This window comes from Streptomyces mutomycini, from assembly GCF_001700505.1.
GTDB lineage: Bacteria > Actinomycetota > Actinomycetes > Streptomycetales > Streptomycetaceae > Streptomyces > Streptomyces mutomycini.
Map to the genome: position 1 here is coordinate 43,777 of NZ_MAPV01000037.1, position 15,650 is coordinate 59,426.

General features: G+C 73.0%; 9 protein-coding genes and 1 pseudogene. 3 read left to right on the top strand and 7 right to left on the bottom strand.

Annotated features, from left to right (window positions below; genetic code table 11):
• Positions 1-174: 174 nt before the first annotated feature.
• Positions 175-1,310: pseudogene (locus tag BFF76_RS05810) on the top strand (MerR family transcriptional regulator).
• Between the two features lie 122 nt (positions 1,311-1,432).
• Positions 1,433-1,708, top strand: a complete 276-nt coding sequence (locus BFF76_RS32875; protein WP_065847468.1) for a cupin domain-containing protein — start codon at positions 1,433-1,435, stop codon at positions 1,706-1,708.
• On the opposite strand, the gene BFF76_RS05820 is transcribed toward BFF76_RS32875, so the two are convergent.
• The 3 genes from BFF76_RS05820 to BFF76_RS05830 all read right to left on the bottom strand — a co-directional run bounded on the left by BFF76_RS05820 (position 1,689) and on the right by BFF76_RS05830 (position 3,964).
• Positions 1,689-2,111: a universal stress protein gene (locus tag BFF76_RS05820; protein ID WP_031090581.1), complete on the bottom strand. Its 423-nt coding sequence runs from the start codon at positions 2,109-2,111 to the stop codon at positions 1,689-1,691. The two genes, BFF76_RS32875 and BFF76_RS05820, sit on opposite strands and share 20 nt — an antisense overlap.
• A 93-nt stretch (positions 2,112-2,204) precedes the next feature.
• Complete coding sequence (locus BFF76_RS05825) at positions 2,205-2,864, bottom strand: FMN reductase (protein WP_065847470.1); 660 nt, start codon at positions 2,862-2,864, stop codon at positions 2,205-2,207.
• A gap of 5 nt (positions 2,865-2,869) precedes the next feature.
• On the bottom strand, positions 2,870-3,964 hold the full coding sequence (locus tag BFF76_RS05830; protein WP_031090583.1) for an LLM class flavin-dependent oxidoreductase: 1,095 nt from the start codon (positions 3,962-3,964) through the stop codon (positions 2,870-2,872).
• 281 nt (positions 3,965-4,245) lie between these two features.
• Between BFF76_RS05830 and trpS the strand changes: the two genes are divergently transcribed.
• The gene (gene trpS / locus BFF76_RS05835) at positions 4,246-5,304 is read left to right on the top strand and encodes a tryptophan--tRNA ligase (RefSeq protein ID WP_065847472.1); all 1,059 of its coding nucleotides are present in this window, start codon (positions 4,246-4,248) and stop codon (positions 5,302-5,304) included.
• An 88-nt stretch (positions 5,305-5,392) separates the two neighbouring features.
• Here trpS and BFF76_RS05840 read toward each other — a convergent pair whose 3' ends face one another.
• The 4 genes from BFF76_RS05840 to BFF76_RS05855 form a co-directional block, all read right to left on the bottom strand.
• Positions 5,393-7,405 (bottom strand): NAD-binding protein, encoded by a 2,013-nt coding sequence (locus tag BFF76_RS05840; protein WP_065847474.1) that lies wholly within the window; start codon positions 7,403-7,405, stop codon positions 5,393-5,395.
• 17 nt (positions 7,406-7,422) lie between these two features.
• Positions 7,423-12,309: a DNA repair ATPase gene (locus BFF76_RS05845; protein ID WP_065847476.1), complete on the bottom strand. Its 4,887-nt coding sequence runs from the start codon at positions 12,307-12,309 to the stop codon at positions 7,423-7,425.
• A gap of 226 nt (positions 12,310-12,535) precedes the next feature.
• Positions 12,536-14,743 carry a flotillin family protein gene (locus tag BFF76_RS05850; protein WP_065847478.1) on the bottom strand — a complete coding sequence of 736 codons (2,208 nt, stop codon included), beginning with the start codon at positions 14,741-14,743 and terminating at the stop codon, positions 12,536-12,538.
• A 102-nt stretch (positions 14,744-14,845) separates the two neighbouring features.
• A complete protein-coding gene (locus BFF76_RS05855) occupies positions 14,846-15,484 on the bottom strand; it encodes a hypothetical protein (RefSeq protein WP_065847480.1) in 639 nt (212 codons plus the stop codon).
• Positions 15,485-15,650: the final 166 nt, after the last annotated feature.

Consider the following 15,650-nt stretch of genomic DNA (forward strand, 5'->3'; position numbering starts at 1 on the left):
CCCTGCGTCGTGGTCCGGCTCGAACCCGCTACCGAGGCGCACCGTGTCATCGTGGCCCGTATCCGTCCTCGGGCCGGGCGGCTGCCGGGCCGAGCGGCACGGTGGTTGACCTTCCCCGCCGGGTAAGCCCCAGCATCGGCGGGGCCGGGCGCATCCGTCCGGCGCGAGGAGGCCGTGGTGGGAGACGAAGGCGGGGCGTCGGGGCGCGCGGGGCTGGTGACGATCGGGGAGTTCGCCCGGCTGTCCAGGCTCTCGGCGAAGGCCCTGCGCCGCTACGACGAGCTGGGGCTGCTCCGCCCCGCACTGGTGGATCCGGTGAGCGGCTACCGCTACTACGACCGGACGCAGGCGGAGGCGGCACGACTGGTGGCGTGGCTGCGCCGGATCGGGATGCCGCTCGCCCGGATCGCCGAGGTGGTGGCGCTCGACGACGGCGCGGCCGCCGCGGAGGTCCGCGCCTTCTGGGCGGGCGTGGAGGCCGAGACGGCCGCCCGCCGGGAGCTCGCGGTCTTCCTCGCGGACCATCTGTCAGCGAAGGAGAACGCCATCATGCCGAACGGCAACGAAACGGGCCGTGGGCCGGTCCCCCTGGGAATCCGCTACGCGGCACTGGCCCACCCCGGTGCGGTGCGCACCTCTCAGCAGGACACGGCGTACGCGGGCGCACGGCTCCTCGCCGTGGCCGACGGCTTCGGGGCGGGCGGTGCGGGGGCGAGCGCGGCCGCGGTCGACGCGCTGAAGCCGGCGGCGCGCGGCGCGGTGAACGCCTCGGACCTGCTCGGCGCGCTGCACGACGCCGCGGAATCCGCCGCACGGGCGGTACGCGACGCCGTGGGTGGTGACGCGGCCCCGGCCGAGTCCGGGACCACGCTCACGGCACTGGTGTGGACCGGTGAGCGGCTTGGCGTCGTGCACATCGGGGACTCCCGGGCCTATGTGCTCCGCGGTGGCGAGCTCTTCCGGATCACGCACGACCACACCCTGGTGCAGTCGATGATCGACGACGGCTCGCTGACCGAGGAGGAGGCGGCCTCGCACCCGCAGCGCGCGATGCTGCTCAGGGCCCTGGCGGGCGGTCCGGAGGGGCAGCCGGCCCGCCCGGACGTCCGGCTGCACGACACGCTGCCGGGGGACCGCTATCTGCTCTGCTCGGACGGGCTGTCGGCGGTCGTGGACGAGGCCGACGTGACCCGCACGGTCATCGCGGCGGACGGCCCGGACGCGGCCGTAGACGCTCTGGTCGCCCTGCCGGTGACGCGGGCGGCCCGGACAACGTGTCCTGTGTCGTCGCCGACGTCGTCGCCCTCTGACATCGCGCCGCGCCGGAGCCGGGCCGGGACTGGAGGGGGACGGAGACAGGCTGGGGCGCGGACATGGGCCCGGCGTCGAGGGCCTCCCCGACGACATGTGCCCCTGCCCGCACCGGGGCTGCATGCTCAAGGGGCGGCTCGAGCTGCGGACCGGCGCGGACTCGCAGGTGTACGAGGCGGGCCAGGCGTTCTACTGGCCTCCCGGGCACGTCCCGGAGGCCCTGGAGGACTGCGAGTTCGTGGACTTCTCGCCCACGGTGGAGCTGGACCGGGTGATCAGCCGCATCACGTCCCAGGGCTGCATGCCACGAACGGGCGGGCCCCGCGATCACCGGGGCCCGCCCGTTCGCGGGCGGCGGACAGGCGGTTCCGGCCGGCTCAGTCGCGTACGACGGTGACCGGGCAGGTGGCGTGCTGGGTGACATGGAGGCTGACCGAGCCGAGGAGAGTCGCCTTGAAGCCGCTGTAGCCCCGGGCGCCGACCACCAGCAGGTTCGCGCCCCTGGAGCGTTCGAGCAGGGACAGGGCGGGATTACCGATCACGACGACCTTCTCCACCGCCGCCGCGCCCTCGGCGCCGAGGGCCTCCTCCAGCGCCTCGGTGAGCGCGGCCGTGGCCACCTCCTGCGGGTCGAAGTCCTCCGGCAGGCCGGGCATCAGGGATCCCCAGCTGGTCGCGGGGTACTCCCAGCTGTTGACCGCCTCGACGGTGTCGCCGGTCAGCTCGGCCTGGCGTACGGCCCAGCGCAGCGCCTTGATCGACGCGTCCGATCCGTCGACGCCCACGACGATCCTGCCCATGTCTGCCTCCAGTGTGCTCGACCATGTACGGCATACAGGGAGTAACTGTATCCAGATGGGGCATCGGGGGCCGGGTGGCCCCCGATGCCGTGGTCAGCCGGTCCGGAGACCCGCGAGCTGCTGCGCGAAGGGGACGACGGCGTCCTCGCCGTCGTCGAGGGTGGGGACCCGGGTGGCGCCGGACACCGTCCGCCCCGTGACGGCGGAGGCGAGTTCGCCCCCCGCGCGCCGGATCCGGGAGGGCAGCCCTTCGGTGTACTCGTCCCCCTGCGATCCCCAGTCCTCCGACGCCGCGTACACGGACGTCGGCAGAACGACGGCCCGCAGGTAGGCGAAGAGCGGGCGCATGGCGTGCTCCAGGACCAGCGAGTGCCTGGGCGTGCCGCCGGTCGCCGCGATCACGACGGGCTTGCCGGTCAGCGCGGTGTTGTCGACCAGGTCGAAGAAGGACTTGAACAGCCCGCTGTACGAGGCGGTGAAGACGGGCGTCACCGCGATCAGGCCGTCCGCCCCGGTCACCGCGTCGAGCGCCTTCCTCAGGCCGGCCGAGGGGAAGCCGGTGACCAGGTGGTTGGCGATGTCGACGGCGAGGTCGCGCAGCTCGACGACCTCGACCTCGACGCGTCGGTCCTGGCCGGCCGCCAGCCTCTCGCGGGCGGCCCCGGCGAGCCGGTCGGCCAGCAGCCGGGTGGACGAGGGGCTGCTGAGCCCTGCCGCTACGGCCACGATCTTCAGGGGGGTGGTCTCGAACACGGTACTCAGACCTCCTTCGGGGCGGCGGCGGCGCGGGCGGCGGCGACCGCGGGGTGGACGGGCGCGTCCGGCACTCCGGCCGGGCGCAGGCGGGCGAACTCCTTGCGCAGCACGGGCACGACCTCCTCGCCCAGGATGTCGAGCTGCTCCAGGACCGTCTTCAGCGGCAGTCCCGCGTGGTCCATCAGGAACAGCTGACGCTGGTAGTCGCCCACGTCCTCGCGGAAGGACAGGGTCCGCTCGATGACCTCCTGCGGAGAGCCGACGGTCAGTGGGGTCTGCTGGGTGAAGTCCTCCAGCGAGGGCCCGTGGCCGTAGACCGGCGCGTTGTCGAAGTACGGGCGGAACTCCCTTACCGCGTCCTGGGAGTTCCTGGCCATGAACACCTGGCCGCCGAGGCCGACGACGGCCTGCTCGGCGGTGCCGTGCCCGTAGTGGGCGTAACGGCGCCGGTAGAGGTCGACCATCTTCCTGGTGTGCTCCATGGGCCAGAAGATGTTGTTGTGGAAGAACCCGTCGCCGTAGTAGGCGGCCTGCTCGGCGATCTCCGGGGAGCGGATGGAGCCGTGCCAGACGAACGGCGGGACGCCGTCCAGCGGGCGGGGGGTCGCGGTGAAGGACTGCAGCGGGGTGCGGAACTTCCCCTCCCAGTCGACGACGTCCTCGCGCCACAGCTTGTGCAGCAGCGCGTAGTTCTCGATCGCGAGCGGGATGCCCTGGCGGATGTCCTTGCCGAACCAGGGGTAGACCGGCCCGGTGTTGCCGCGGCCCATCATCAGGTCGACGCGGCCGTCGGCCAGGTGCTGGAGCGTGGCGTAGTCCTCGGCGATCTTCACCGGGTCGTTGGTGGTGATCAGCGTGGTGGAGGTGGAGAGGATCAGTTTCTCGGTGCGGGCGGCGATGTAGCCGAGCGTGGTCGTCGGCGAGGACGGGACGAACGGCGGGTTGTGGTGCTCACCGGTCGCGAAGACGTCGAGGCCCACTTCCTCCGCCTTGAGCGCGATCGCGAGGGTCGCCTTGATCCGCTCGTTCTCGCTCGGTGTCGTACCGGTCGTGGGGTCGGTGGTGACGTCCCCGACCGTGAAGATCCCGAACTGCATGGCGCCCGCCTCCGTGATTTTGGTTGAACGTTGAACTATGTGAACACACCCTACAACGGAGCACCCCCCTTCCCTATTCCGCCCGCTCCGCAGGATCGGTGCGCGTTACACTCGCTGCCATGACCTCCGTACCGTGCCGGACCTGGTGGCGCTCCTTTTAGGAGCGGCCACCTTCATCTGCACGGAACCAGGGCCGTTCGATCTTCGGACGGCCCTCATCTGTGCCCCGGTGCTCCGCGACGGGCCGTCCTCCACGCATACACCTCAGCGAGGAGACCCCCGTGACCCTGACCACCGGCCTGCCCGTCGGTCCCGCCGCGCGCCGCAGCGCCGAACTGGAGCAGCAGCTCGCCCTGGACCCGGGCCGCTTCCGCGTCCTCACCGGGGACCGGCCCACCGGGGCCCTGCACCTCGGGCACTACTTCGGCACCCTCCACAACCGGGTGCGCCTGCAGGACCTCGGCGTGGACGTCTTCGTGCTCATCGCCGACTACCAGGTCCTCACCGACCGGGACGTCGCCGAGCGCCTCACCGAACACGTGGAGGGGCTGCTCCTGGACTACCTCGCCATCGGGATCGACCCCGCCCGTACGACGGTCTTCAACCACAGCGCGGTCCCCGCGCTCAACCAGCTGCTGCTGCCCTTCCTGTCCCTCGTCTCCGTCGCCGAACTGGGCCGCAACCCCACCGTGAAGGACGAGATCGCCCACTCCCGGCAGTCCGCCGTCAGCGGGCTCATGTACACCTACCCGGTGCACCAGGCCGCCGACATCCTGTTCTGCAAGGGCAACCTCGTGCCCGTCGGCCAGGACCAGCTGCCGCACCTTGAGGTCACCCGCACCGTCGCCCGGCGCTTCAACGAGCGGTACGGCGACGTCTTCCCCGAACCCGACGCGCTGCTCTCCGCCGCGCCCCTGCTGCTCGGCACGGACGCCACCAAGATGAGCAAGAGCCGCGGCAACTCCATCGCCCTGGGTGCCGACGCCGACGAGACCGCCCGGCTGATCAAGGGCGCCACCACCGACGCCGAGCGGCACATCACCTACGACCCCGGGCTGCGGCCCGGGGTGTCCAGCCTGGTGCTGCTGGCCGCGCTCTGCCTCGGCCGCGACCCGTACGAGGTCGCCGAGGAGATCGGGAACAGCGGTGCGGCCGGTCTGAAACGGACCGTGACGGAGGCGGTCAACGCCGCGATGGCCCCGATCCGCGCCAGGCGCGCGGAGTTGGCCCAGGACATGGGATACGTACGTGACGTGCTGCGCGCCGGCAACGAGCGGGCGAACGCCGTGGCCGAGGCGACCCTTCAGGAGGTGCGGGAAGCCATGGGGATGTTCAGCTAGCGGCACGGGCCGGTGACGCGCACCGCGGCCCCGGCCCGCAGTACGCACCGCGCCCCCGGCCCGCAGTACGCGCGCCACGCGCCGTGGCTCAGTGGTGGGCCGCCGACCGCTGCCTGCGCAGCAGCTCCGCCAGGCCGCGCCGGGTCGCGGCGATCACCACCCGGTCGTCCCGCCGCAGCACATACCCCGGGTGAAGGTCCCAGACCAGCCCGGAGGGCCGGTCCGGGGTTCCCGGCCCCTCGGGGTCGAGGGGGTCGTACGGCGGTGCGGCGGCCAGGTCCGGGAGGCGGTCGCCCGGCGGTGTGGCGTCCAGGGCCAGGACCCGCCACGCGCCCGCCCGGAAGGCCTGGTCGACGGTCCGTCCCTCCAGCTGGGGGTGCCCCGCCACCTCCAGGGCCGCGAAGAGCATCACCTTGCGCTCCACCGGGACCGCGCCCAGGATCTGCCGGCCCATCATGGCGACCGCGAACGCCGGTGCCGCCAGATGGGACACGGAACGGGAGCGGGTCAGGGCGTCCGGGTGGGCCGTGCGCAGGGTGCGGTAGACGGCGGTGGCGAATTCGTCGTCGTAGAGGCGCAGCGCCACCCGCAGGTCGGGCTTCACCGAGCGGGCGTACAGCGCGGCTTCGAGGTTCGTCGTGTCGATGCTCGTCAGGGCGAGCAGTGCCCGGGCACGGCGGATCTTGGCCGCTTCCAGGACGCCCTCCTGGGTCACGTCGCCCAGGACCGTCGGCACGTGCAGACTGCGTGCCAGCGGGATGCCGCGGGCCTCCGGGTCCTCCTCGACGACCACCACGGGGATGTCCAGCTCGCGGAGCCGCACCAGGACCCTGGTGCCGATCTTGCCGAGCCCCAGCAGGACCACGTGGCCGGACAGGCCGCGCGGCGGGCGGCGCAGCGAGGAGGCGGTGCGCAGCGTGCCGAACGCCTCCAGGACGGCGGCGACCAGCAGGGGCAGCAGCAGGAGTCCGGCCAGGCCGGACAGCAGCTGGATGACCTGGCGGGAATCCGAGTCGGTGTCCTCGACCGCCGGGTCGCCCATCGCCAGCAGGTCCAGCATGGTCAGGTAGGCGGCGTGCAGCGGGCTGTCGCCCGTGGTGATCACCGAGGCGACGGCCAGGGCGACGACGGCGGCCGCGACGCCCAGCGCCGACCAGCGCAGCCGCCGCGAGAAGACCTGGCCGAGCGGTGCTCCCCTGCCTCCCATGCGGGTGGGCGCCCGGTCGGGCCCGGCCTGGCTGATGGCCTCCAGGACGACCGTGCCCCGGCCCGTGGCGGCGTTCACGGTCGCCAGGTCGGGCAGGAGCTGGGGGCCCTCGTCGCCACTGCTGTCCGAGCCCTCGGTGCCGGCCGGGTCCTGGCTGGTGGAGGAGAGCAGAGCCAGGGTGCACAGCCCGGGGTCGGCGAGTTCGCCGGGCCGGGGCGGGGTGCGTTCGACGGCGCGCAGGAGCAGGCCCTCGGCCTGGATGACCTTGCTGCTGCCGGTCAGCGCGGTGGCGGCCAGGGCGGGGGCCGCGGTGTCGGCGTCGGACAGGACGGTGGTGGAGGCGTCCGTCGCGGCGGCGTCGAGACCGGGCATGGAGACGGCGGCCGCCTGGTCGAGCAGCGTCTCCAGGTGCTGTCCGAGCTTGCGGTTGTAGAGCCGGATGACGAGGCGCAGGCGCGGATTGAGACGGCGGGCCGTCAGGGCGGCACGGATGTTGAGCTCGTCGTCGTCGTAGACGAGCGCGAGCGCGGCGGCCCGGTCGACGCCCGCCTCCGCCAGTACGTCGTCGGAGGGCTCGCGGGCCTCCATGATGCGGACGGCCTCGACCCCGGCGTTCGTGTCGCCGTCACCGCCCCCGTTGCCCGCCCCGTTGCGGCTCATCGCCGCCGACATCCGGCCGAACAGGGCCCCGGCCCGCGCGCGTTGGGTCAGCGGCAGGTCGGGCTCGGTGGTGCCGGGGCCCGGTGGGACCAGGAGGGTGACCCGCTCCCCGTACACGTAGCGCAGTTCCACTGCGAGCCGGCGGGCGAGGGTGTCGTCGCCGCAGACCACCATGTGACCGTTGCTCGGGGGACGTTGGGGCTGTTGAGGAAGTGATGACACGTAACTCAGCATGCCTTGCTCCTTCCGGTTCAGCCGGGCGTGTCGGTGATCATCGCGTGACGGGGGTGCGGACCCGCCTCCGGGCGGCTGGGGCCTGCGGCCCGTTCGATGGCCGCCTCGACCGCCGCGAGCCGGTCCGCCAGCAGACCCAGCGCCCCGACCGCGCGGGAGGCCGGGTCGCCCTCCGGTCCGCCGAGGGCCTGCGCGCGCACGTAGGAGGCGTTGACCGCGGCCCGGCGCTCCGCCTGTGCCGGGGTGAGCGTGCCCCGCAGGGCGGCCAGCTTCAGCAGGTTCGACTCGGCTCCCGTGGTGAGCGTCTGGGCCTCGCCCGCGTAGTGGTCGTCGATGACGGCGGCGAGCTCGGCGTCGTTCATGACGGGCACGATCCGCTCCGCGATCTTGTTCATGTCGCGGTAGGAGCCCTGGAGGCGGAACGGCGGTTCGGTGCGCGCCGAGTCCGTCTGCGCGGCCGACGCGATGTACGCCGCGTTCACCGCGAGGACGGTGTCCCGGGCGGTCAGCAGATGGCGCAGGACGCCGACGATCCGGTCGAGTTCGGCGGGAGCACAGGGGTGTTCCAGGCGGTCGGCGGGGGCGGGGGGACCCGTGCCCGAGGCGAGGCGCACGAGCAGGTCGAGGTCGCTCCGGGGGCGGGCCGCGAGCGGGGCCAGCACCGGGTTGGCGGCCAGGGCGTTCTCGACGAAGCTCAGGGCGAATACCTCGTCCCGGCCGCTCAGGACCTCGCCGAGGTTCCAGACGTCCGCCCGGTTGGCGAGCATGTCCGGAATACGGAAGCGGGCGCCGGACTCCGTGTACGGATTGCCCGCCATCACCACGGCGAACCGCTTCCCCCGCAGGTCGTAGCTGCGCGGCTCGCCGTCGCGCACGCCCTCGACCCGTCGGGTGGCATCGCAGAGCGGAATGAACTTCTGGAGCAGCTCGGGTGAGGTGTGCTGGATGTCGTCCAGATACAGAACGGTGTTGTTGCCCGACTCCAGCGCGAAGTTGATCTTCTCGACCTCCCGGCGCGCGGTCGCGCCGCGGGCCTGCGCGGGGTCGAGGGACGTCACGTCATGGCCGAGGTTCGGCCCGCTGACCTTGACGAGGACCATCCCGAGCCGTTCGGCGACGTACTCCATGAGCGTCGTCTTGCCGTAGCCGGGCGGCGACACGAGGAGCAGCAGCCCCTGCGAGTCGGTGCGCCGGCCCGCATCGGCCGTGCCGAGCTGTTTGGCGAGGCTGTCGCCGATGAGGGGCAGGTACACCTCGTCGAGCAGCCGGTTGCGGACGAACGCCGGCATGACGCGCGGCCGGTGGTCGTCCAGCCGCAGCCGGGTGCGTTCCGCGGCGACCAGGGAGGTGCGCAGCCGCTGGTACGCACGGAAGCCGGGGACGGTTTCGGTCCGGAACGCGGCCGTACGGGCGAGGAGTTCGTCCAGCCGCACCGTCAGCTTTCCCCCGGCGGTGCGCGGGTGGTCGCCGAGCAGGCCCTCGACCGTCGCGGTGAGCGGGGCCTCGCAGCCGTACCGCTCCAGCTCCGGGCACAGCTCCACGGCGACGGCCTCCGCGAGGTCCCCGTCGTCCGCGTCCGAGCCGCTCGCGGCGGCGTAGGAGGTGAGCCAGCCCTCAACCAGCCGGCGCCGGGCCGGGAGGTCTCCGGAGAGGGCGGCCAGGTCCTCGTCGTACGCCGAAGTGCCCACCGCGCGGCGGAACTTGTCCAGGAGCGTGCGGACCGGGGCGCTCGTGACGAACCCGGCGGGACCGCTGGTCAGCTCCTCGAAGAGGTACTCGGCGACACTGTCCCGCACCTCCATCGCCGCGGCCCACTCCCCCTGGAGCACGGCGACGGCGGGGGCGAGCCCGAAGGTGTCGCGGGCGCGTGCCAGCGAGGCGGCCTGACGCCGCCAGGACGTGCGCAGGGCGTCGTCGGCCCCGTGCGCCCAGAAGAGCTGCGCCGCCGCGCGCACCGAGGGCGGGAAGCGCAGCAGGCCCGCGCGGGACCGGAGCCGCAGCAGGACGGTCAGGATCGCGGTGGCGTCCTCGTCGTGCACACCGCGCCGGTAGCCCTCGTCGTATGCGGACGCCGCCGCTTCCCGTACGAGCGCGGCGAGGTCCGGCACGTCGGCCAGGGCGTCTGCGCCGTGCTCGTCGAGCAGCCGGGCGGCCAGGTGCTCGGCGCGGTAGACGGCCGCCGTCTCGGAGGGCAGCAGCTGGTCCCAGTAGGGCCGGGTCGCCGCGAACTCCGGGTCGGTGACCGGGGCCCGGTAGTCCGTGCCGGTCAGTGCGAAGGCGAGCCGGTCGCCGGACGGGACCAGGGTCAGGTCGAACGGCTGGGTGTTCACCGCGAACCGGTGCCGGCCAAGCCGGATCACCGACCCGCCGTCCGCGTACAGCTCGCCCCGGTCGCGCAGAGCGCGCCCCGCCTCCTGCCGGGCCGCCTTCAGCCGTCCCTCCAGCTCCTCGGCGCGGACGGGGTCGCCGAGCGTACGGAGTTCGCCGGCGGTGCGACGGACCTTGGCGACCATGGGGTCGGAGGCGAAGTACGTGTGGACGGCGTCCTGGTCCTCCAGGCCCGCCAGCCGCCTGGAGACCGTCTCCATGACCCGGGACGCGGAGTCCGCGAGCCGCTCCGCACGCCGGGCGCGGGCATCCTGAAGCATCTCCTTACGGCCCGAGAACGCCTCGTACACCTCCGTACGCCGCTCGGCCAGCCTGGCCAGGAAGTCGTCGGACTCAGCGAAGCGGGACTCCAGGTCCTCCAGCCGGAGCATCACCCCGGCCAGCTGCTCGTCGCAGGCCCCGGGGGAGTCCGCCGAGGCGAGCGCCCCCGTGACGGCCTGCCCGAGCAGGGCGAACTCGGCGGCGAACTCGGCCCGCCCCTCCCGGGCCACCAGCTCCCTGCGCCTGGCGCCCAGGGCCGCGCGGGCGCGGTTGGCGTCGCCCAGGACCCCGGCGATCCGCTCCAGGACCGACGTACGCACGGTGGCGTCGCCCATGTCCAGGCCGGTGACGACGTCCGTGACCGTCCCGAGGCCGTCCGTGATCTCCGTCAGCCGGTCCCCGGCTGCGGAGGCGTCGGCGACGGTGTCCAGTCCTGCGGCGTCGTCGGTGATCCGGGCGAGGTCCTCGTGGTAACCGGCGAACGCGTCCTCGCGGGCGAGGAAGGCGACCGCCCGCTGAGCGGCCGATGCCATATCCCGTTCGGTCTCCTCGCGGAGCGCGGCGATGCGGTCCGTGTCGGCGTACCGCATCTCGGCGAGGGTGGCCAGATGGCCGTGTGCGCGGCGCAGTTCGGTGAGCCGGCCGACCCAGGCGGCGGCCGAGCGCGGGGCCTCGCCGCGGATGCGACGGACCAGGGCCGTGAGTCCGGCGGCCGCCTCGTCGAGCGCCTCGGCGGCCTGCCCGGTCAGCTCCTGGACCGCTCCGAACTCGGCCAGCACCCGCACCGCGGTGGCCCGCAGCTCCTCCAGCGGCTCGGCGAGCGCGCCCAGCCCGGGGTCGGTGAGCCAGTGGTAGCGGTCGCCGGCCCGGCCGCAGTCGGCGACGAGCCGGTCGTACACGGCGGCGGTCGGCGGCATGTCCCGTACGCCGTGCGCAAGGGCCAGACAGTCGGAGATCCCCCGCACCAGGTCGGCGTTGCCGGTCCGGGCGAGCGGGCCCGTGCCGGCGGGCCGGGAGGCGGCGAAGGTGTCGGAGACGAAGGGGGTCGCCCAGCGCTGCAGCGGGTGGACCCGCCCCGGCCCGTCGGCACCGTCCTTGAGCAGGACCAGGGTGCCGTCGTCGAGGAGGGCGTGGCCCCGGCCGGTCAGCGGGGTGGCGACCTCCTGGCGGATCAGGTTGTAGGGGAGGAGCAGGGCGCGGCTGCCGTCCCGGGACCGGAAGACGTACAGCACGTCCTCGCCGTTCGGCGAGGGGACCGCGTCCTCGAAGACGGGGTCGCCGAGCTCCCCGGCCGTGTCGAAGGTCCTGGCGGTGCCGGTGGCGAGGTAGTAGCCGCCGGGGAAGATGATCCCCTGGTCCTCGGGCAGCAGGCGGCAGGACGGTCCGATCCCGTCGAGGCGCAGCACGGTCGACAGCAGTGTGTTGAAGACCAGGTGCCGCCAGGCCTCCTCCTTGTACGGGCGGACCCGCAGCAGGATCAGCGGCCCGGCCACCGCGTACTCGACGGCGGCGTCCGCCAGGGACTGCAGCGGCTCGTCGACGGGCTCCTCGTAGATCCCCTCGGGGGACTCGGTGCCGCCGGTGGTCCTGACGGTGAGAGTGCCGCCCAGCGTGTCCACGAAGACCTTGTCCAGGACCGCGATGTACGGGTGCCGGCCGGGCACATGGGCGTCGCGCCCCACGGGGGTCCAGTCGAAGTCGTGCGACGGCGGGAAGACGTGGTCACGGTCGCCGCGGGCGTCGAGGAACGCTCCGGGCCCACCGTCGGCGCCCAGCGCCCAGCGCAGGACACGGATGTCCTCGGCGGTCTCCCCGGTACGGAAGACGGCGAGCAGCCGGCCGTTGACGCGCCGCAGCCGGAGCAGCCGGGCGTCGCGGTAGTAGCGGTGCAGGCCGGCGAACTCCCGTACGAAGGCCTCGTCGTCCAGGAGCCCGGCCTGCGACTCCTCCAGGCCGGGTTCGCGGAGGGCGAGCACGTCACCGACCCCGGCGTCGGCCCGCGCGCCCGGACCGCGCTCGAAGCCGAACAGCAGGCGCCCGCCCACGGCGACCAGATCGCGGGCCACCGAGGCGTGCCCCGTGTGCACCTGTTCGGTGGCGAGCAGGCGCAGCCCCGAGGACCCGAACTCCTCGGTCCGGCGGCCGTTGAGCGCCTCGGCCCGCCGGATCAGCTCGCCGGCCTGCTCGCGGAGCCGTCGCCGGAGCACCTCGTAGGCATCCGCATCGGCATCGGTGAGGGTGATGTCGCGGTCCATGCGTGAAGCTCCCTACGAGATGACGTCCGACAACCCGGGCCGCCCGCCGTCGCGGCCCCTTTCCCACAGCCGTGCCCCGGCCCGGCAGATCCTTCGGCGGCCGCCGTGGGCCGCCCGCCGGTGGCGGCCCCTTCTCCGGCCAGCGACCGGCCCGGTCGTGCAGCCCCGGCGACGCACGGGCGCCCGGGCCCGAAGGGCGGAGGACCCCGCCCTTCGGTACGACGGCCTACTGGACGAAGGCCGTCCCGTTCGGCGAGGCCGTCCCGTTCGCCGAGGCCGTCCCGTTCGCGGCGGACGCTGCCGAGCCCGACCCGTTCGTCGAAGTCGCTCCCGGGCCCGCCCCGCCCGGTGACGGCGCTCCCGAGGCCGCTCCCGTCAGGGACGAGACCGTCATCCCCGCCAGCCCCAGCTCCTCCGCCGCGGCGAGCAGCTGCTTCACCTGCCCCGAGGCCGCACCCGGCGACCGCATCAGCCGCGTCAGGAGCGCCGACACCGTCAGGTTCCGCACGTCGCCCGTGGACACGGAGCCCAGCACCCGCGTCAGGTCCTCCGTGAACGACCCCCGTCCGTCCAGCCACGGCCCGGCCAGCGCCTGCGCGGTCCTCGAGTTCTCCACGAACCCGTCCACGCTCCGACCCAGCGAGACTGACGACACCAGCCGGTCGAAGAAGACGGAGTCGCCCCCGACGATGTCGATGTCCGCGTTCTCCAGCCCCGTCGCCAGCACCCTCGCCTGGGCCTCGGCGACCTGCCGCTGGACATCGAACTCCGCGAGCCGGATCTCCTTCTCGGCGTCCAGCCGCAGCCGGTACTCCTCGTGCCCGCGCGACGCGTCGTCGAGCGCCGCCATCGCCGCGGCCTTCTGTGTGAGCCCGCCGGCCTCGGCCTTCAGCCTCTCGCCGATCACCGCCGCGTCCGCGGACGCCTGCGCCTGAGTCCCCTCCGCGACCGCCAGGGCCTTGAGACGGGCCCCCTCCGCCTCGGCCATGAGCCGGGCCTGAGTGGCCTGGGCCTCCGCGCGGCCCGCCTTCTCCGTGACCTCGGCCTCCGCGTCCCGGACCCGCACCTGTGCGAGGCCCTCCGCGGCGCTCTCCGCCCGGACGCCCTCCGCGAGCCGAAGCTTCGCCTGCGCGTCGAGGTCGGCGGTCTTCAGCCGGGCCTCCGCGAGCGTCAGCTGCTCGGCCGCCAGGTGGACCGCCGCGGATTCCGCGGCCTCCGCCGCCTTGATGTCCTTGACCAGCTTCTCCTGGGCCTCCGCCTCCGCCGCGATGATCACGGACCTGCGGGTGCGCTCCGACTCCTCGACGGCCCGCAGCGTCAGGATCGACTCCTCCTGCTCGGCGACCGTGCGGTCCACGGCGATCCGCTCCCGGATCACGTCCGCGACCTCACGGCGCTCGGCCTCGACCTCCTTCGTCGCGGCGATCCGGTTGAGCTCGGTCTCCCGCTCGCGCCCGATGACCTCCAGCAGCCGGTCCTTCTCGATGCGCTCGTTCTCCACCGCGATGACCCGCTCACGGTTCTTCTGTGCGACGGCGACCTCGCGGGCCTGGTTCTCCCGCTGGATGCCGAGCTGCTCCTCGGTACGGATGAACGCGCCCTGCGAACCGAGCCGCTCCTCCTCCTGGACCCGGGCGGTGGCCGACTCCTCGCGGGCCCGCAGCGTCTCGACCTCGCGGCGCTGCTTGATCTCCGCCTCGGCCTGACGCCGCTCCAGCTCCAGGATGGTCTCGCGGGCGTCGACGTCCTGCCGGGTGATCTCCTTCTGCTCGGTGCGCTGGAACTCGTTGGTCCGCACGTGCTCGATCGACGTCAGTTCGGTGATCTTCCGGATGCCCTGCGCGTCCAGGATGTTCGCGCCGTCGAGCTGCGCCATCGGCGTCTGCTCCAGGAAGTCGATCGCCGCGTCGTCGAGGTGATAGCCGTTCAGGTCGGTCCCGATGACCCGGATGATCCGGTCCCGGAACTCCTCACGCTTGGTGTACAGGTCGACGAAGTCGAGCTGCTTGCCGACGGTCTTGAGCGCCTCGGAGAACTTCGCGGCGAAGAACTCCTGGATGGCGGCCTTGTCGCTCGCCCGCTCCGTACCGATGGCCTGCGCGACCTTGATGACGTCCTCGACGGTCTTGTTGACCCGGACGAAGAAGGTGATGTGGATGTCGGCGCGGATGTTGTCCTGGCAGATCAGGCCCTCGCGCCCGGTCCGGCGGATCTCGATGGTCTTCACCGAGATGTCCATGGTCTCGGCCTTGTGCAGCACCGGCAGGACCACTGCGCCGGTGAAGGTGACATCGACCTTCTTGGTCTTGGAGATGATCAGCGCCTTACCCTGCTCGACCTTGCGGAAGAGGCGGGTGACGACGAAGACCAGGGCGATGGTGATGAGCAGGACAACGGCGACGAGCAAGCCGATGCCCAGGGAGATGGCTTCCATGACAGTCCTTGACGGCTGGTGGGACGTACGGAGATGAGGGCGCGCCCCGTATGACGGCGCGCGGAACCACGGGCCCCGGGGCCCGGAGGACGATGAAGCGGGTCAGCCGGCCTTGCGCGGCAGCGGGCGCGGGGCGAGCGCCGCGTCGTACGGCGAGACCCAGAAGAACTCGCCGTCGGCGTCGTACGCGTAGAGGAGTCCCGTACTGCCGGAGGTGAGGACGTCACCCGGAGCGGGCTTCCCCATCGGCTGGCGTACCTGCACGATCGCGGTCGACCCGTCGGCAGCCGCGACCTCGGCCTGCCCGAAGTCGGCACTGACGGATCCCGTACGGATCGTGCAGACCTGACCCACGAAGTCCTCCCGGGATGGAGGAGGTTCCGCGGCGAAGTACCGGCGGAATCGGCGTACGAGCATGCGGACCACCCCCCGGGCGATCAGGAGCGCCCCCGCCAGGACGGCGAGGTGGAGAACGGCCCGCAGGGTGCCGGTGGCTCCGCTCCGGAGCACCAGGACCGAGCCGGTCAGGCAGGTGCACCAGGAGACGACGACGAACAGTGAGGCCGACACGGAGACGGGCACCCCGCCCAAGCCGGCTGCCTCGGTGTCCAGGTCGGTGTCGAACGAGTCGTGTCCGGCCGCACCGGCGAGCACCAGCAGCCAGAAGCAGACGACGACCACCAGGGCCGCGCCGAGGACGACGGCGGGGAAGGTGACCGCCGCGGAGAGGAATTCGTTCATCCGGTACTGCCCCCGTCCCACCTGACGCGCTTCGGGAGCCCGGACGGCGGCCGCACGGGGTGCCGGCGCTGCGGCACCGCGAACGGCCCCGCAGCAACCGGTTCCTTCCCCCGTGATACCCCGTAACCCCCGTGCTTCCCCCGTGTGTTGCTGAGCAGATCGTGCC